The 18,964-nt window shown below is 59.4% G+C and carries 13 protein-coding genes; 6 read left to right on the forward strand and 7 right to left on the reverse strand.

Annotated features, from left to right (window positions below; translation table 11 throughout):
- Positions 1-22 precede the first annotated feature (22 nt).
- The 6 genes from infB (at position 23) to QK296_RS08480 (ending at position 7,662) form a co-directional block, all read left to right on the forward strand.
- On the forward strand, positions 23-2,539 hold the full coding sequence (gene infB / locus QK296_RS08455) for a translation initiation factor IF-2 (protein ID WP_003194185.1): 2,517 nt from the start codon (positions 23-25) through the stop codon (positions 2,537-2,539).
- A 159-nt stretch (positions 2,540-2,698) separates the two neighbouring features.
- Positions 2,699-3,094 (forward strand): 30S ribosome-binding factor RbfA, encoded by a 396-nt coding sequence (gene rbfA, locus QK296_RS08460; RefSeq protein WP_003176137.1) that lies wholly within the window; start codon positions 2,699-2,701, stop codon positions 3,092-3,094.
- A 3-nt stretch (positions 3,095-3,097) separates the two neighbouring features.
- On the forward strand, positions 3,098-4,015 hold the full coding sequence (gene truB / locus QK296_RS08465) for a tRNA pseudouridine(55) synthase TruB (protein WP_282390805.1): 918 nt from the start codon (positions 3,098-3,100) through the stop codon (positions 4,013-4,015).
- Positions 4,016-4,174: 159 nt separating this feature from the next.
- Entirely contained in the window at positions 4,175-4,444 is a 270-nt protein-coding gene (gene rpsO, locus QK296_RS08470; RefSeq protein ID WP_003177875.1) for a 30S ribosomal protein S15, read from the forward strand.
- A gap of 196 nt (positions 4,445-4,640) precedes the next feature.
- The gene (gene pnp / locus QK296_RS08475) at positions 4,641-6,746 is read left to right on the forward strand and encodes a polyribonucleotide nucleotidyltransferase (protein WP_003194180.1); all 2,106 of its coding nucleotides are present in this window, start codon (positions 4,641-4,643) and stop codon (positions 6,744-6,746) included.
- A 295-nt stretch (positions 6,747-7,041) separates the two neighbouring features.
- A complete protein-coding gene (locus tag QK296_RS08480; RefSeq protein ID WP_003194178.1) occupies positions 7,042-7,662 on the forward strand; it encodes a BON domain-containing protein in 621 nt (206 codons plus the stop codon).
- Positions 7,663-8,411: 749 nt separating this feature from the next.
- On the opposite strand, the gene QK296_RS08485 is transcribed toward QK296_RS08480, so the two are convergent.
- The 7 genes from QK296_RS08485 to folK form a co-directional block, all read right to left on the reverse strand.
- Positions 8,412-11,333 (reverse strand): DUF748 domain-containing protein, encoded by a 2,922-nt coding sequence (locus QK296_RS08485; RefSeq protein WP_282390806.1) that lies wholly within the window; start codon positions 11,331-11,333, stop codon positions 8,412-8,414.
- 88 nt (positions 11,334-11,421) lie between these two features.
- Entirely contained in the window at positions 11,422-12,438 is a 1,017-nt protein-coding gene (locus QK296_RS08490) for a class I SAM-dependent methyltransferase (RefSeq protein WP_169856682.1), read from the reverse strand.
- A gap of 92 nt (positions 12,439-12,530) precedes the next feature.
- Complete coding sequence (acs, locus tag QK296_RS08495) at positions 12,531-14,468, reverse strand: acetate--CoA ligase (protein ID WP_282390808.1); 1,938 nt, start codon at positions 14,466-14,468, stop codon at positions 12,531-12,533.
- A gap of 105 nt (positions 14,469-14,573) precedes the next feature.
- Positions 14,574-16,238 (reverse strand): glucose-6-phosphate isomerase, encoded by a 1,665-nt coding sequence (pgi, locus tag QK296_RS08500; protein ID WP_003194166.1) that lies wholly within the window; start codon positions 16,236-16,238, stop codon positions 14,574-14,576.
- 224 nt (positions 16,239-16,462) lie between these two features.
- Complete coding sequence (gene panC / locus QK296_RS08505) at positions 16,463-17,314, reverse strand: pantoate--beta-alanine ligase (protein ID WP_003194163.1); 852 nt, start codon at positions 17,312-17,314, stop codon at positions 16,463-16,465.
- Complete coding sequence (gene panB / locus QK296_RS08510; RefSeq protein ID WP_003194161.1) at positions 17,311-18,111, reverse strand: 3-methyl-2-oxobutanoate hydroxymethyltransferase; 801 nt, start codon at positions 18,109-18,111, stop codon at positions 17,311-17,313. The genes panC and panB overlap by 4 nt, the downstream gene beginning before the upstream one ends.
- A gap of 365 nt (positions 18,112-18,476) precedes the next feature.
- Positions 18,477-18,962 carry a 2-amino-4-hydroxy-6-hydroxymethyldihydropteridine diphosphokinase gene (gene folK, locus QK296_RS08515; protein ID WP_282390810.1) on the reverse strand — a complete coding sequence of 162 codons (486 nt, stop codon included), beginning with the start codon at positions 18,960-18,962 and terminating at the stop codon, positions 18,477-18,479.
- Positions 18,963-18,964: the final 2 nt, after the last annotated feature.

Here is an 18,964-nt window from a genome sequence, read left to right on the forward strand (position 1 = left end):
CGCGGCCTGAGGAGAGAAGTGCATGACGCAAGTCACGGTGAAACAACTGGCCGATGAGGTCAAAACACCGGTAGAGCGCCTGTTGCAGCAGATGCGTGAGGCAGGTCTGCCGCACACCGCCGCCGATGAAGGTGTGAGCGATAGTGAGAAGCAGTCTTTGCTGACTCACTTGAAGAGCAGCCACAAGGCGAAAGTGGAAGAACCGCGCAAGATTACATTGCAGCGCAAAACCACCAGCACCCTGCGGGTTGCAGGTAGCAAGAGCATCAGCGTTGAAGTACGCAAGAAGAAAGTCTTCGTACAGCGCAGCCCGGAAGAAATCGAAGCCGAGCGCAAACGCGAGCTGGAAGAACGTCGCGCAGTAGAAAACGCTGCACGTCAGAAGGCTGAAGAAGAAGCCAAGCGTCGCGCCGAAGAAGAAGCGCGTCGCCAGCCTGCTGCTGCGCAACCTGCTGCCACTGACGCGGTCGCCGCCCCTGTTGAAGCTGTGCGTGAGGCTGCCCCGGCTGCCGCTGCACCTGCTCCTGCAGCAGATGCCCGCAAGCGCGACGAGCCTCGTCGTCCGGACAAACCACGTGCTGACGACAACAATCGTCGCGGTGGTGGTGGCGATGGCGAGCGTAAAAACGCTCCGCACCGCGCCTCGGTCAAAGAGAAAGCGCCTGCGCCACGCGTTGCCCCACGTACCACCGACGAAGAAAGCGATGGCTTCCGTCGTGGTGGTCGCGGCAAGGCCAAGCTGAAGAAGCGCAACGCCCACGGTTTCCAGAGCCCAACCGGCCCTGTCGTGCGTGAAGTGAAGATCGGCGAGACCATCACTGTGGGCGATCTGGCCCAGCAGATGTCGGTCAAGGCTGCTGAAATCATCAAGTTCATGTTCAAGCTGGGCACTCCAGCCACCATCAACCAGGTTCTGGACCAGGAAACTGCCCAGTTGGTTGCTGAAGAGCTGGGCCACAAAGTGACCCTGGTCAGCGACACCGCCCTGGAAGATTCCCTGGCCGAGTCCCTGAAGTTTGAAGGTGAAGCGGTTTCCCGTGCGCCGGTTGTGACCGTAATGGGCCACGTTGACCACGGTAAGACTTCCCTGCTCGACTACATCCGTCGTGCCAAGGTTGCCGCAGGCGAAGCCGGTGGTATTACCCAGCACATCGGTGCATACCACGTTGAAACCGAACGCGGCATGGTCACTTTCCTCGACACCCCAGGTCACGCCGCGTTTACCGCAATGCGTGCCCGTGGTGCCAAGGCGACTGACATCGTGATCCTGGTGGTTGCAGCGGACGACGGCGTAATGCCGCAGACCATTGAAGCTGTCCAGCACGCCAAGGCTGCCGGTGTTCCTCTGGTCGTTGCCGTGAACAAAATCGACAAGCCGGGCGCCGATCTCGATCGCATCCGTAGCGAACTGTCGGTTCACGGCGTGACGTCCGAGGAATGGGGTGGCGAGACGCCATTCGTATCAGTCTCGGCGAAAATGGGTACCGGCGTTGACGAACTGCTCGAAGCGGTGCTGTTGCAAGCCGAAGTCCTGGAACTGACCGCTACTCCATCGGCTCCTGGCCGTGGCGTCGTGGTTGAGTCCCGTCTCGACAAGGGCCGTGGCCCGGTTGCCACCGTGCTGGTCCAAGACGGTACCCTGCGCCAAGGCGACATGGTGCTGGTCGGTTCGAACTACGGCCGTGTACGTGCCATGCTCGACGAGAACGGCAAGCCAATCAAGGAAGCAGGTCCTGCTATCCCAGTCGAGATTCTCGGCCTGGACGGTACGCCGGACGCTGGCGACGAGATGAGCGTAGTGGCCGACGAGAAGAAAGCCCGTGAAGTGGCTCTGTTCCGTCAAGGCAAGTTCCGCGAGGTCAAGCTGGCCCGTGCTCACGCCGGCAAGCTGGAAAACATCTTCGAGAACATGGGCCAGGAAGAGAAGAAGACGCTTAACATCGTCCTCAAGTCTGACGTTCGTGGTTCCCTCGAAGCGTTGAACGGCGCCTTGAACGGCCTGGGTAACGACGAAGTGCAAGTGCGTGTTGTCGGTGGCGGTGTCGGTGGTATCACCGAATCCGACGCCAACCTGGCACTGGCCTCCAACGCTGTACTGTTCGGCTTCAACGTGCGTGCCGATGCTGGCGCTCGCAAGATCGTCGAGCAGGAAGGCCTGGACATGCGTTACTACAACGTCATCTACGACATCATCGAAGACGTCAAGAAAGCCCTTACCGGCATGCTTGGCAGCGACGTCCGGGAGAACATCCTGGGTATCGCCGAGGTGCGTGACGTGTTCCGCTCGCCGAAATTCGGTGCGATCGCCGGCTGTATGGTGGTTGAAGGCACTGTGTACCGTAACCGTCCAATCCGTGTACTGCGTGAAGACATCGTTATCTTCGAAGGCGAGCTGGAATCCCTGCGCCGCTTCAAGGATGACGCTGCCGAAGTACGTGCCGGCATGGAATGCGGTATCGGCGTCAAGAGCTACAACGACGTCAAGGTTGGCGACAAGATCGAAGTCTTCGAGAAGGTTCAGGTTGCTCGCAGCCTCTAACTCGCGCACTTCAGGAGCCGCGCAGCGTGTGGGCATGCAGATGCCCCGCGCAGCGTCAGGACTCTAAACGCAACGCCCGGTCTGGCTTTTGTCAGGCCGGGCGTTTGCCGCTTTCAGACCCCACGGGTTTCACCGTGTGGCAGTAACAGGTAACAAGACATGGCAAAAGAATACAGCCGTACCCAGCGTATCGGCGATCAGATGCAGCGTGAGCTGGCCCAACTGATCCGCCGCGAAGTCAAAGACCCACGCGTTGGCCTGGTCACCATTACCGCTGTTGAAGTGAGCCGTGACGTGGGTCACGCCAAGATCTTCATCACCGTGATGGGGCAGGACAACAGCGAAGAAATCGCGCAAAGCATCAAGGTGCTCAACTCTGCTGCAGGTTTCCTGCGTATGCAGTTGGCCCGTGAAATGAAGCTGCGCAGCGTTCCACAGTTGCACTTCCACTACGACGAAAGCGTCGTGCGTGGCGCGCACCTGTCGGCTCTGATCGAACGCGCCGTGGCTGAAGACAGCCAGCATCCGTCCACACCTGAAGACGCCAAGGAGTAAGCGGTGGCTCAGGTCAAACGTATTCGTCGCAACGTCAGTGGCATCATTCTGCTCGACAAACCCATTGGCTTTACCTCCAATGCCGCGTTGCAGAAGGTTCGCTGGCTGCTCAACGCCGAGAAGGCCGGGCACACCGGCAGCCTTGATCCATTGGCCACCGGTGTATTGCCGTTGTGCTTTGGCGAGGCCACCAAGTTTTCGCAATACCTGCTTGATTCCGACAAGGGTTACGAAACCCTGATGCAACTGGGCAAGACCACCACCACCGCGGATGCCGAAGGTGATGTTTTGCAGGTTCGCGACGTGACCGTTGGTCGTGCGGATATCGAAGCTGCCTTACCCGCTTTTCGTGGGCAAATCAGTCAGATACCGCCGATGTACTCGGCACTCAAGCGCGATGGTCAGCCACTTTACAAGCTGGCACGTGCGGGCGAAGTAGTGGAGCGCGAACCGCGTTCTGTTACTATTGCGCGCTTGGAATTGCTCGCTTGTGAAGGCGACACTGCCCGTTTGGCCGTGGACTGCAGCAAAGGCACCTATATCCGTACCCTGGTGGAGGATATTGGTGAGCAACTTGGCTGTGGCGCATACGTTGCCGAACTGCGACGTACACAAGCCGGACCTTTCACCTTGGCCCAGACGGTCACGCTGGAAGAGCTTGAGGCAGTGCACGCCGAAGGCGGCAACGAAGCGGTTGATCGCTTCATGATGCCATCGGACAGCGGTTTGCTCGATTGGCCATTGCTGCACTTTTCGGAGCACAGCGCGTTCTACTGGCTCAACGGCCAGCCGGTACGCGCCCCGGATGCCCCGAAGTTCGGCATGGTGCGAGTACAAGATCATAACGGTCGCTTTATCGGTATCGGTGAAGTGAGCGAAGACGGGCGCATCGCGCCGCGTCGGCTGATTCGGTCAGAATGACCGGAACCAGTTTGTGGTAAAGCGCAGTAGCTTTTACGCAAACTGGAACGAGTGTGGCTGTTAACAGGCATGGTCAACACTCATTTTTAGATACAGGGATTTGTCCCTGGCCTGTTGAAACTGCCCTTTGGGTGGTTTCCTTAAAAAAAGGATTGCCTCATGGCTCTCGACGTTCAAGAAAAAGCACAAATCGTAGCTGACTATCAGCAAGCTGTTGGTGACACTGGTTCGCCAGAAGTGCAAGTTGCACTGCTGACCCACAACATCAACAAACTGCAAGGTCACTTCAAGGCCAACGGTAAAGACCACCACTCCCGTCGTGGTCTGATCCGCATGGTAAACCAGCGCCGTAAGCTGCTGGACTACCTGAAAGGCAAGGATCTGGGTCGTTATCAGACTCTGATCGGTCGCCTGGGTCTGCGTCGCTAATAAGCGATTGCGCTAGAGGTTGGTTGTCTGCCGCGTGTCATCGGGATTCCCGTTGGCCCGTGGTAGGCTCCCAGCCTCAAGTTTTATCTGGATACACGTTTTTTCCCTGGACGAGCGTCGGGCCGATTCCCGGCATTGCCCAAGAATTTCGCAAGAAGACAAGTTCCCCCAAGAGCCACAAAGAAGGTAGGACACCGTGAACCCGGTTATCAAAAAATTCCAGTTCGGTCAGTCGACCGTTACCCTCGAGACAGGCCGTATCGCCCGTCAAGCCTCCGGCGCAGTGCTGGTTACCGTTGACGACGACGTGACCGTACTGGTGACCGTTGTTGGCGCCAAGACCGCTGACCCGAGCAAGGGCTTCTTCCCTCTGTCCGTTCACTACCAGGAAAAGACTTACGCTGCCGGTAAGATCCCTGGCGGTTTCTTCAAGCGCGAAGGCCGTCCTTCCGAGAAAGAAACCCTGACTTCCCGACTGATCGACCGTCCGATCCGTCCGCTGTTCCCAGAAGGCTTCATGAACGAAGTGCAGGTTGTCTGCACCGTCGTTTCCACCAGCAAGAAGACCGATCCGGACATCGCTGCGATGATCGGTACCTCGGCTGCCCTGGCCATCTCCGGTATTCCTTTCGATGGCCCGATCGGCGCTGCCCGCGTTGCGTTCCACGAAAGCACCGGCTACCTGCTGAACCCGACTTACGAGCAACAGAAAGCCTCGAGCCTGGACATGGTCGTTGCCGGTACGTCCGAAGCCGTATTGATGGTTGAGTCGGAAGCCAAAGAGCTGACCGAAGACCAGATGCTGGGTGCCGTACTGTTTGCTCACGACGAGTTCCAGGTTGTGATCAACGCGGTTAAGGAATTGGCTGCCGAAGCTGCCAAGCCAACCTGGACCTGGGCTGCTGCCCCGGAAGCCACCGAACTGCTGGGCGCTATCCGCTCCGAGTTCGGCGCTGCCATCTCCGACGCCTACACCATCACCGTCAAGGCCGACCGTTATGCTCGCCTGGGTGAGCTGAAGGACCAGGTCGTGGCCAAGCTGTCCGGCGAAGAAGGCCAGCCTTCTTCCAGCGAAGTCAAAGCTGCTTTCGGTGAGATCGAATACCGCACCGTTCGCGAAAACATCGTTAACGGCAAGCCACGTATCGACGGTCGCGATACCCGCACCGTGCGTCCGCTGAACATCGAAGTCGGCGTTCTGCCGAAAACTCACGGTTCGGCGCTGTTCACCCGTGGCGAAACCCAGGCCTTGGTCGTTGCGACCCTGGGTACTGCCCGTGACGCACAACTGCTGGACACCCTGGAAGGCGAGAAAAAAGACCCCTTCATGCTGCACTACAACTTCCCTCCGTTCTCGGTGGGCGAGTGTGGTCGTATGGGCGGTGCAGGTCGTCGCGAAATCGGTCACGGCCGTCTGGCTCGCCGTTCGGTGCAGGCCATGCTGCCTGCCGCCGACGTGTTCCCGTACACCATCCGTGTTGTATCGGAAATCACTGAGTCCAACGGTTCCAGCTCCATGGCTTCCGTTTGCGGCGCTTCCCTCGCTCTGATGGACGCCGGTGTGCCGATGAAGGCGCCGGTTGCCGGTATCGCCATGGGCCTGGTTAAAGAAGGCGAGAAGTTCGCCATCCTGACCGACATCCTGGGTGACGAAGACCACCTGGGCGACATGGACTTCAAAGTAGCCGGTACCGCTAAAGGTGTGACCGCGCTGCAGATGGACATCAAGATCAAGGGCATCACCGAAGAGATCATGGAAATCGCCCTGGGCCAAGCCCTGGAAGCGCGCCTGAACATCCTCGGCCAGATGAACCAGATCATTGGTCAGTCTCGCACCGAACTGTCGGAAAATGCTCCGACCATGATCGCGATGAAAATCGACACCGACAAAATCCGTGATGTCATCGGTAAAGGCGGCGCGACCATCCGTGCGATCTGTGAAGAAACCAAGGCTTCGATCGACATCGAAGACGACGGTTCGATCAAGATCTTCGGCGAAACCAAGGAAGCGGCTGAAGCAGCACGCCAGCGCGTCCTGGGCATCACCGCTGAAGCCGAGATCGGCAAGATCTACGTCGGCAAGGTTGAGCGCATCGTCGACTTCGGCGCGTTCGTCAACATCCTGCCAGGCAAAGACGGTCTGGTTCACATCTCCATGCTGAGCGATGCTCGGGTTGAGAAAGTGACCGACATTCTGAAAGAAGGCCAGGAAGTGGAAGTGCTGGTACTGGACGTGGACAACCGCGGCCGTATCAAGCTGTCCATCAAGGACGTAGCAGCCGCGAAGGCTTCGGGCGTTTAAACACCCGCAGGCTTTACGCTGAAAAAAAGGACTCTTCGGAGTCCTTTTTTTATGGGTGCGAGAAAATGAAGCAGAATCAGCTGTTTAGCGCTGCCCAAAAGCCGCAACTTGCATGCAGGCCCGATGCGCTTCATGCAAGTTGCACGATTTCGAAAATACGCTATTTCTATAACTCATTGTTTATAAAGGTATTTAATCTGTTCGGCGACTTGGCACACTGCCTGCAATATCCCTGGTAGCGCTGCAGCATGAAGGTTTACGTCTGCAGACTTTTAATAAAACAGGAGTTACTCGTATGAAGAAGTTCGCTCTCGCTACTGCTACCGCTCTGACCCTGGCCATGGGTGCTAACGTAGCCTTTGCTCAGACTTCCCAAGCCCCTATGACTTTGGCGGCCGGTGAAGCGACCAAGGCTAAGGAAAGCGTTTCGGATACTTGGATCACCACTAAAGTCAAAGCTGACCTGCTGACCGAAAAAGGCATTCCGGGTTCGGACATCAAGGTTGAGACCAACAAAGGTGTGGTTTCCCTGTCCTCCGACGTAGCTATCTCGGATTCGCAAAAAGCGACTGCTGTAGCCATCACCAAGAAAATCAAAGGTGTGACTGCGGTTTCTGCTGACGGCCTGCTGGCTGGCGGTGCTACCAAGGCTGACGGCATCGACAAAACCAAAGGCGCTGCCCACGACGCTAAAGAGACCACCAGCGATACCTGGATCACTACCAAAGTGAAGGCTGACCTGGTAACTGAAAAAGGTATTCCTGGCACCGACATCAAGGTTGAAACCAACAAAGGTGTTGTATCCCTGTCGTCGCCTACCGCCGTGACTGCTGCACAGAAAGAAACGGCTGTAGCGATCACCAAGAAAATCAAAGGCGTTAAAGCTGTCTCGGCCGATGGCCTGAAAGCAGAGTAACGCTGAACGTTTCGTTTGAACTGAATAGCGGCGGCTTAGGGTGAGCTAGATATCCACCTGACGCACCTCTGGAGTTCATGCGACCGACCACACGGATGTGGTCATTACAGGCCCCGGCATTTGTGTCGGGGCCTGTTCTATTTCGGGTTGAAACAGAAATCAGGCCAAAAAAATGTGGGAGCTGCCTGCGATACGCATAGGTGTCTACACACCTTCGCTGCGACACTGAACCTGTGGCGAGGGAGCTTGCTCCCGTGACGACCTACCAACCGACGCAGATGTGCCTGACACACCACGATCCAAATGTGGGAGCTGGCTTGCCTGCGAAGACGGCCTGACAGTCAATACAGTCGGACCGTGTACATATTCATTGCTGCGGTAACGGCCACTTAGGGTTCCGCCTGACGGCGGCTCACTTTTGAAAGGAGCCCAAAAGTAAGCAAAAGGCTCTTGCCCCACCACTCGGCGCCTCGCTTGGGCTCGGTGTGCCCGAACGCAGGCTTGAATCCGTGGGCCACGAATTCAAGCCTGCGTTCGGCCAGCGTGGTTTAACGGGGCGCTTGAGATCAAGAGCAAGATCAAGAGCAAGAGCGACTCGCTTCGCATCGTGGTTACCGTCGGCTGCTACAACCTACAAAATCGTGTAGATACCTATGCTGCGATGCTGGCACCTCGGTCATTCAGTTGCACCGAGGTGATGCTATCGCAGGCAAGCCAGCTCCCACATTAGGATGGGCGGTGCTTAGAAGTTACTCAGCATCCAAGTGCATTGGCGTGATCACGCGGCCATCTTTCTCGGCCTGGCCCAGCTGCGCATCGATGAAATACACGCGGTCATCTTCCAACTGGCCCTTGTCTACCAGGTAGTCCTTGATAGTGCTGGCTCGGTCCTGCCCCATCTCGCGCAGTAGCACGTCACTGCCACTCCAGAACTTGATCACACCGTCCTTGAGCTTCGCCGAGCGCTCATCGCTGCCCAGGTCCTTCCATTCGGCCGGTGGTTGCTGTTTGAGGCGGGTGCGGTAGATGCCTTCCAGCAATGGCGCTTTTTCCTTCTCTGGTACTTCAAGCAACGAGGCCTGGGCCGGGACTTTGTCGCCGCGGCGCTGGAGGATCTTGTAATAGTTGTATTGGTATTCACGTTCCAGTCGCTGTGCGGCCAGGAACGGCCCGTCGCTGCTGGCAGCGGCTGTGCCTTCAATTTCCAGGCGCAGGGCAGGGCGTTCTTTCAGCGCCTTGGCCAGGGTGTTCAGAGCGCCTTCGGCGTCTTTGTTCAGCTCACTGGAGCCTGCGGCGAACGACACATTACCCAAGTCTTCAGAGCCGCCACCGGTGACCAGCCCGCCAATGAACTTGAAGGGCGCTGTTGCCGCGCGCACCACGAGGTTACGCAGGGTCTGCCACACAATCGGCATCACGCTGAATTGCGGGTTGTTCAGGTCGCCGCTTACCGGCAGTTCGATGGAGATCTTGCCGTCGGAGTCCTTGAGCAGGGCGACAGCCAGGCGAATCGGTAAGTCGACGGCATCGGAGCTGTCGACTTTTTCACCCAATTGCAGTTGCTCGACCACCACTTTGTTTTCAGCCTTCAACTGGCCTTTGGTGATCACGTAGTGCAGATCGAGATTCAGGCGGCCCTTGCGGATGCGGAAGCCTGCGAACTTGCCTGAGTAAGGTGTCAGGTTGGTCAACTCGACACGCTTGAAGCTGGTGGCGATATCCAACGCGGCCATCGGGTCAAACGGGTTCACGCTGCCTTTGATCGTCACTGGCGCGTAACGGTCCACCTTGCCCTTGATGTCGACGCTGGCCGGTTTGGCCTGGCGGCTGTCGATGGTGCCAATCTGGCCGTTGAGCTGTTGAATCGCGGTGGCAAAGTTGGGCGTGAGGCTAAAGTCGGCAAAGTTGGCCGAACCGTCGTTGATCGCGATCTGGCCGATATGAATGCCCAAGGGCTTGTCGTTACTGGCGGCAGGTTTGGCGGCCGACTTGCTGCCGCTGTCGGCGGGCTGCGGGATCAGCAGGTCGTCGATGTTGGTGGTGCGATCTTCGTTGATCATGAAGCGCGCATACGGCTGCAACAAGTTGACCTTGTCGATCGACAGGCTTTGGCCGTGCTGGTAATTCACGCCTTCGAGCACCAGGCGTTGCCATTTTAGGAAGTCGCGGCTCTTGAGGGTGTCCAGGGTATGCAACTGGTCAACCTGAGCGCGGCCGGTGACCTGAAGGGCCAGTGGCTCGGTGCTTTTGAGGTTCACGTCCAGGTTGCTGCCCAGCATGCCGCTGCGCAATTCCAGGCGAATAAACGGGCTGATATAAGCCTGGGCGACCCGCAGGTCGATGTCCTGGGTGTTCACTTTCAGCTTGGCGCTGACGGGGTTGAGGTTAACCTCGCCGGTTGCCTGGATCTTGCCTTGTTTGCCCAGGCCGGTGTCGATCTTCAAGGCAAAGGGGCTCTGGTTGAGGCTGTCGAAGTTCTGTACGTCGACATTCAACGGGCCCAGTTCCAGCGCGACCGCAGGTTTTACCTGGCGGTCTGCCAGGTGCACCTGATAGTTACGCAGTTGCACATCCTTGAGCAGCACTTGCCACGGCTTGCTCGGTGCCGCCGGTTGCGCCGAAGGCGCGTCGGCAGCGGCTGGCTCCGGTGCCTTGGCCGGTTTGCTCGGTTGGCTGGCGAACAGTTTCTGCCAATCCAGTTGACCATCGGCCTCACGGGCGGCCCAGGTTTCCAGCTTGTTGCTGCGGATCTTGCCGACAATGACCTGCTGCTTGGCCAGGTCTACCGTGGTTTCGCTGACGTCCAGGCGCTCCAGGCGTGCCAGTGGCCGGCCATCGGGGGCCTTGATCGCAAAGGGGGCGATGCTGGCGGCGGTGTTGGTCAGGCTCAGCTCGGTTTCTTTGGCCAGGCTGAATTTGTAGTCAGTGCTGAAGTTGAGCACCCCGTCTTCCAGTACCAGTGGCAGTGCGTCACGTACATACGGCCACCAGGCTTTCATCTTGCCGTCGGTGACCTTCAAGGTGCCTTCGGAGGTGATCGGTACCAGGCTGAAATTGCCTTTCCAGTCGATCTGACCCCCTTCGGGGCCCGCAGCGACCAGGGTCATGTCGGCATTGTCGTCAGGCAATGTGCTGAGGTTTTTCAGCTCGAAGTCGAGTTCGTCGTAGAGGAATTCGATGGGTTCGCTGGGGCGCAGGTCCTGGAAATGCAGGTTACCACCGGCCAGCTTGATGCTGTCGATACGCAGTGGGAACGGCTTGGCATCAGGATCGGCCGGGGTTGGCTCGCTCGGTGGCAGTTTGAACAGCTGCGCCAGGTTCAGTTGGCCGGACTTGTCGAACAGCAGTTCGGTCTTGGGCTTGTCCAGTTGCACATCGGCCAGGTGCAGGGCGCGGGTCCAGAGGCTGTCGATCTGCAGGTTGGCGTAGAGGCGTTCGAAACCTACTTGCTCTTTGCCTGGCTCACCGATCTTCAGGCCCCACAACGTCAGTTCCAGGCTGAAGGGGTTGAGCTCGATGCGCTCGATTCGCGCCGGCACTGTGGCGTAGTTGGCCAACTGTTGGTTGGCAATGCGAAGGGCGATGCCGGGTAATATCAGAAAGCCCAGCAAGCTGTACAAAGCAAGGGCGGTCAACAAGGCGCCTACGGCGCGGATCAATCCTTTGGGCATGGGTGAACGCCATCTATGTCGAACGAGAGTGCCTTGGAGTATGGCACGGGAATTCGGTTCCGAAGAACCGTGGACGCTGGGAAACTTCCTACAAATGCAGGATCAGCGTCTTCAGCGGAGGCTGTTGGTCTCTGGAGGGAAAGTCGGCTCCAGGTGGCATAACCTGCCATTCGCGCACCGGGCGCCCGGCTTTTTCCGCGCAGCGCAGCACCTGCTCACGCCAGTCCTCCATGCTGACCTTTGCCAAGTTGTTGCAGCAAATCAGCACGCCATTGTTGGCGGTGGCCAGCAGTGCGGGTTTGAGCAGGCTTTGATAGTCGCGCAACAAATCGACGGTGCCGAAAGCGCTCTTGGCCCAGGCGGGAGGATCGAGCAGTACCAGGTCGTACTGGCGCTGTTCCAGGCGCGGATAGCTCGGCAGCTTCTGCCCGCGACGCTGGGTGATCGGCAGGCCCGCCAATTGGCGAATCGCCGGGAAGTAATCGGACTGCACAAACTCCATGCTCGGCAACTGCGGGTTGAGTTGGCCGTTTTCACGCCCCACCGCCAGGTTGCCCTCGGCAAAATCCAGGTTGCACACCTCGCGTGCGCCGCCTGCTGCCGCGCTCAAACCGACGCCGCAGGTATAGGCGAACAGGTTTAGCACGCTTTTGCCGGCGCTGTTGTCCTTGACCCAGCCCCGGGTGTTACGCAGGTCGAGGAACAGCAATGGGTCTTGCCCGGCGTGGCGCCCACGCACACGGTAATTGAGGCCCCACTCGTGGCCGACCAGATCTTCCAATGCGCCAGGCTCTGCGCGGTACACCGTGTCTTCGCGGTCGATGCGTGAGTTGCCGCGGGCACGGTCGTTGTACACCAGCAACAATTCCAGGCCCATGTACTGGTTGATCAGTTGGTGCAGGTCCAGCAGGTCTGCCGTTTCCAGGGACTGGTGGAAGCTTTGTACCAGCAATTGCGGACCGTAGCGGTCGATGGTCAAGCCGCCGGCGCCTTCCTGGCTGCCGTGGAACAGCCGATAGCAGTCCGTACCCTGGCTGTGCAGCGTGTTGATCAGGTCTTGGCGGTGATCGAGGGCGGCGCGCAGCGCCTGATTCAAGGGAGTCATGGAGCGCGCCTTGCTTGCAGATGAATAAGAAAAAGGGGGCGCGAAGTTTAACAGCTAACCCCGGCCTGCACAGGCCGGGGATTATCCTGGCGCTACCGGTTGAGGCGTTTGTCGATCAAACCGTCCACCACGCTGGGGTCGGCCAGGGTTGAGGTGTCGCCCAGGCTGTCCAGTTCGTTGCAGGCGATCTTGCGCAAGATGCGCCGCATGATCTTGCCAGAGCGGGTTTTCGGCAGGGCAGGCGCCCATTGGATCAGTTCCGGTTTGGCGAAGCTGCCAATCTCCTTGCTGACCAACTCCAGCAGGTGCTTTTTCAATTCGTCGCTGGGTTCGACGCCATTCATGGGGGTGACAAACGCGTAAATGCCCTGGCCTTTGACGTCGTGGGGATAGCCCACCACAGCGGCTTCGGCGACCTGGTCATGCAGCACCAGGGCACTTTCCACCTCGGCGGTGCCGATGCGATGGCCCGAGACGTTGATCACATCGTCGATGCGCCCGGTGATCCAGTAGTCGCCGTCTTCATCGCGCCGTGCGCCATCCCCGGTGAAGTAGTAGCCGGGGTAGGGCTTGAAGTAGGTGTCGATCATGCGTTGCGGGTCGCCGTAGACGCTGCGAATCTGCCCCGGCCAGCTGGCCTTGATCGCCAGGACGCCACTGCCGGCGCCACTGATTTCCTTGCCCTGTTCATCGAGCAACACCGGTTGTACGCCGAACATGGGCTGGGTAGCACAGCCCGGTTTGATGCGCTGGGCGCTGACCAGCGGGCTGAGCATGATGCCGCCGGTTTCGGTCTGCCACCAGGTATCGACAATCGGGCAGCGCTGTTCGCCGACGGCGTTGAAATACCAGTCCCAGGCTTCCGGGTTGATCGGCTCACCGACGCTGCCCAGCAGGCGCAGGCTGGCGCGGGATGTGTTCTGCAACGGGCCGTGGCCTTCACGCATCAGGGCACGCAGGGCGGTGGGCGCGGTGTAGAAGATATTCACCTGGTGTTTATCGATGACCTGCCAGAAACGCGAACTGTCCGGATAGCTCGGCACGCCCTCGAACATCAGCGAGGTGGCGCCATTGGCCAGCGGGCCATAGACGATATAGCTGTGGCCGGTGACCCAGCCCACGTCGGCGGTGCACCAGAACACTTCGCCCTCTTGGTAGTCGAGCACGTACTTGAAGGTCATCGCCGCTTGCAGCAGGTAGCCAGCGGTGGTGTGCAACACGCCTTTGGGTTTGCCGGTGCTGCCGGAGGTGTAGAGGATGAACAGTGGGTCTTCGGCGTCCATCGGCTCGGGTGGGCAGTTGTCGCTGGCGGCGTCCAGGGCGGCTTGGTACTTGAGGTCGCGGCCCTCGTGCCAATTCACGCTCGCCCCGGTGCGCTCTACCACCAGTACCGTGCTGACATTCGGGCAACTGGCCAGGGCTTTGTCGACGTTCTGCTTCAGCGCCACGGGCTTGCCACCGCGTACGCCTTCGTCGGCGGTGATCACGGTGCGGCAATCGGCGTCGAGAATGCGGTCGCGCAGGGCGTCAGGAGAGAAACCACCAAACACCACCGAGTGCACCGCGCCGATTCGCGTGCAGGCCAGCATGGCGTAGGCCGCTTCGGGGATCATCGGCATGTAGATACACACGCGATCACCTTTTTTCACGCCACGGCTTTTCAAGACGTTGGCCAGGCGGCTGACGTTTTGGTGCAGTTGACGGTAAGTAATCGTGCAGGATTTTGACGGATCATCGCCTTCCCAGATGAAGGCCGGCTGATCGGCGCGCTGCGCCAGGTGGCGGTCGATGCAGTTGTAGCTGACATTCAACTGACCACCGGCAAACCATTGGGCGGCACCGGTGTGGATGTCTGACTGCTGGACGCTGTGCCAGGGTTTTATCCAGTCGAGAAAGCCCTTGGCCTGTTCGGCCCAGAAGGTGTCTGGCTGGTCGATGGATTGGCGATAGAGGCGCTGGTAGTCCTCTTGACGCAGTTGCGCAGCCCGGCGGACGGCATCGGCGGTGGGAAAGGTGCTGATATCGAACATGAGCGCTCCTTATTCTTGTTTTTGCGACAAGTCATAAAGATGCACCCTGAGGCGGGAGGGTTCAAGGCCAACGTCCAAACGGACGGTGGCCTTGAATGAACGGCCTCAGCCGCGGTGACGACCGCGGAAGTAGTTGATCAGGCCCTGGGTCGAAGCATCTTCGGCCAAGGTTTCTTCGGCGCCGGTCAGGCGGTTGTACACGCCTTTGCCCAGCTCCTTGCCCAGTTCAACGCCCCATTGGTCGAAGGCATTGATGCCCCACACCACGCTCTGCACGAACACCTTGTGCTCATACATCGCCACCAGCGCACCCAGGCGGCGCGGGCTGATGCGCTCGACCACCAGGGTATTGCTCGGACGGTTGCCCGGGATCACCTTGTGCGGTGCCAGCTTCTGTACTTCGGCTTCCGGCAGGCCCTTCTCACGCAACTCGGCTTCGGCCTCGCTGCGGGTCTTGCCGAGCATCAGTGCCTGGCTTTGGGACAGGCAGTTGGCGTACAGCCACTGATGGTGGTCGGACACCGGGTTGAAACTGACGATCGGCACGATGAAGTCGGCCGGGATCAATTGAGTCCCTTGGTGCAGCAACTGGTGGTAAGCGTGCTGGCCGTTGCAGCCCACGCCGCCCCAGATCACCGGGCCGGTATCGGTGGACACGGGCGTGCCGTCCTGGCGCACGCTCTTGCCGTTGGATTCCATGTCCAGCTGCTGCAAATGTTTGGTGATGTTACGCAGGTAATGGTCGTACGGCAGGATCGCATGGCTCTGCGCACCCCAGAAGTTGCCGTACCACACGCCCAGCAAGCCCAGCAGCACGGGCATGTTGGCTTCGAACGGCGCGTTCAGGAAGTGCTGGTCCATGGTGTAGGCACCCGACAGCAGTTCCTTGAAGTTGGACATGCCGATGGCCAAAGCAATTGGCAAACCGATGGCAGACCACAGCGAGTAGCGCCCACCGACCCAGTCCCACATCGGGAAAATGTTCTCTTCGCGGATACCGAACGCCACGGCCGCGGCATTGTTGCTCGAGACGGCGATGAAGTGGCGATACAGCTCGGCTTCCGAGCCCCCCTGGGCCAGGTACCAGGCGCGGGCGGCCTGGGCGTTTTTCAGGGTTTCCAGGGTGTTGAAGGATTTGGACGAGACGATAAACAGCGTGGTCTCGGCGCGCAACTTCATGGTCAGTTCGTGGAACTCACTGCCGTCGATGTTCGCCAGGTAGTGGCAACGCACGCCTTTGTGGGCATAGGACAGCAAGGCCTCGGAGACCAGCTCCGGGCCGAGGAACGAGCCACCGATGCCAATGTTTACCACGTCGGTGATCGGCTTCTCGGTGTAGCCACGCCACAGGCCGTCGTGGATACGGCCGACCAGGTCAGTGATCTGGTTCAGCACTTTGTGCACGTCCGGCATGATGTTCACGCCGTTGACCGACAGCTTGTCGCCCACCGGGCGGCGCAGGGCGGTGTGCAGGGCAGGGCGGCCTTCGGAGGAGTTGACCGGTTCGCCAGCGTACTGCGCGTCGATTGCCGCCTTGAGATTGACTTCCTTGGCCAGGCCCACCAGCAGGTCGCGGGTTTCGCTGGTGATCAGGTTTTTCGAGTAATCGAGGAAAAGTCCGCAGCTGCTCAAGGTGAACTGGGAAAAACGCTGAGGATCGGCATTGAACGCCTCGCGCATGCTGAAATCCTGCATGGCTTGGCGATGTTGAACAAGCGCTTGCCAGGCGGGCAGCGCGGTAACGTCATGAGGGGTGCGGTAGTACGCCATCGCTGCGGGTTTCCTTTTTATTACGGGGACTGCCTTTAGGACACTTCAAAGCCCGGAACATCCAGTCTTATAACAAGGATTGGGTTCCAGACAGCGCTAACCATAGCGCAGGGCAGTTACATTAAACCTAGCGTGTGGATATGTCTTGGCTTTGTCTGCGCTGTGGCCGGTACTTTTTTATACCGGCACAGCCGTCGGGGCAACAGGTTGAGGGTAAAGCGGGGTCAGGCGAGGTTCAGGTGCAGGTTATCGATGAGGCGCGTCGCCCCCAGGTAAGCGGCGACCAGGATCACCACATCACGATCTTCAGCCGTGGCCGGGCGCAGATGCACGCCTTGGCGCACTTCCAGGTAGTCCATGCGCAGCCCTGCGGCTTCAATCTGCTGGATGTGCTCGGCGCGCAGTCTGGCGAAATCATGATCACCGCCTTTGATGGCCGTGGCGATCTGGCTGAGCGCGCGGTACAGCACTGGCGCGACCGCCCGTTGCTCCTCGGTGAGGTAGCCGTTGCGTGATGACAGCGCAAGGCCGTCCTCGGCGCGCACGGTGGGCTCGCCGATGATCTGGATCGGCATGTTCAGGTCGCGGACCATGGCGCGGATCACCGCCAACTGCTGGTAGTCCTTCTGGCCAAATACGGCCATGTCCGGCTGGACCATGTTGAACAGCTTGCTGACCACCGTGGCTACACCTTCGAAGTGCCCTGGGCGGCTGGCGCCGCACAAGCCTTCGGACAGCTGTGGCACGCTGACACGGGTCTGACCGTTCATGCCATCAGGGTACATTTCCTCGACCGTGGGCGCGAACAGCAGGTTGCAACCGGCCTGCAGGAGCTTTTCCTGGTCGGCGGCCAATGTGCGTGGGTATTTGTCCAGATCTTCGCCAGCGCCGAATTGCAGCGGGTTGACGAAAATGCTCGCCACCACAAAATCCGCTTGCTGTGCGGCCTTGGTCACCAGGGTGGCGTGGCCGCTGTGCAGGTTGCCCATGGTGGGCACAAAGCCGATGCGCTTGCCGGCGCTGCGGGCGTGGGTTACGGCAGCCCGCAGTTCGCGGACGGTTTTAACGGTGTTCATGCCGAGAATCCGTGTTCAACGCTTGGGAACGTCACGTTTTTCACTTCGCTGACGTAGGCGCTCAGGGCGGCGTGGATGCTGTCCTGGCCGGCCATGAAGTTCTTCACGAACTTCGGCACGTGGCCGGTGATCGACAGGCCGAGCATGTCGTGCAATACCAGCACCTGGCCATCGGTGGCTGCACCGGCACCAATTCCGATCACGGGCACTTTGACAGCCTGGGTGATTTCGGCAGCCAGTTCGCTCGGCACGCACTCCAGCAGAATCATCGCAGCACCGGCTTGTTCCAGGGCGATGGCATCGGCGCGCATCTGGCGGGCCTGGGCTTCATTGCGGCCCTGGACCTTGTAGCCACCGAGGATATTCACCGACTGCGGCGTCAGGCCCATGTGCGCACATACCGGCACACCGCGCTCGGCCAGCAGCCGGATCGACTCGGCCAGCCACACGGCACCTTCGACTTTGATCATGTGCGCGCCGGCCTGCATCAGCTTGCCGGCGTTCAGAAAGGTTTGCTCAAGAGTGGCGTAACCCATGAACGGCAGGTCCGCGATGATAAAGGCGCCATCGTTGCCACGCTTGACGCTGGCGGTGTGGTAGGCCAGTTCATCGGTGGTCACGGGCAGCGTGCTGTCATTCCCTTGAAGAACCATGCCCAGGGAGTCGCCCACCAGCAGCACTTCGACGCCAGCCTGGCAGCTGGCGTGGGCGAAAGTGGCGTCATAGCAGGTCAGCATGGTGATTTTTTCACCTTTGAGCTTGAGGCTCTGCAAGGTGGTCAGGGTAATGTCTGGCATGAAAAGGGTCCTCGTTCAGGCGCTTGGAAACAGCGAGTAACGCGCGTGAGTCTTCGTTTATACAGGCGCACTGTCTTGAAAGCAGTGCTTATAAGGCCTGGATTGCGCCCTGTCGCGCCGGGTTGGCGGCAGCGGGACGCCTATAGTCGTGAGGAGGACACGGGAAGTCAATTGGATGTGTTACCGCATTGTTACGATGGCGGTGTTACCGCTGTTACTGACGCGATTCAGCAAGTTGAGCACGGGTTTGGGCCGCACTGAATATCCAATGTGGGAGCTGGCTTGCCTGCGATGGCATCAACTCGGTGTGGCTGATACACCGAGTCGCTTGCATCGCAGGCAAGCCAGCTCCCACATTGACCGAGTCAATCTTGCGGGAGGCGTTCCAGGCCGACGAACGGGCAGGCGCTGAGCAGGTCGCTTAAACGCTGGCCGTCAGGCAGATGCAGGTCGGCTGGCGCCAGCTCAGCCAACGGATACAGCACAAACGCGCGCACATGCATCTGGTAGTGCGGCACTTTCAGGCGCGGCTCGTCGATCAGGCGATCACCGAACAGCAGGATATCCAGGTCCAAGGTGCGTGGGCCCCAGCGTTCCAGGCGCTCGCGCCCCTGATCGTTCTCGATGGCTTGCAGCGCATCGAGCAGGTCCAATGGCGCCAGGTGGCTGTCCAGCGCCGCAACGGCGTTGGTGTAGCGCGGCTGGCCCGGCAGCAATGAATCGCTTTGGTAGAAAGCGGACACCCCAGCGAGGTGGGAGCCAGGCAGTTGCGCCAGCGCCTCGATCGCGCTGCGCAATTGTTGGTGCGGGGCAGCCAGGTTGCTGCCCATGCCGATGTAGATACGTTCCATGT

This window comes from Pseudomonas sp. AL10 (genome assembly GCF_029960685.1).
Classification (GTDB): Bacteria; Pseudomonadota; Gammaproteobacteria; order Pseudomonadales; family Pseudomonadaceae; genus Aquipseudomonas; species Aquipseudomonas lactis.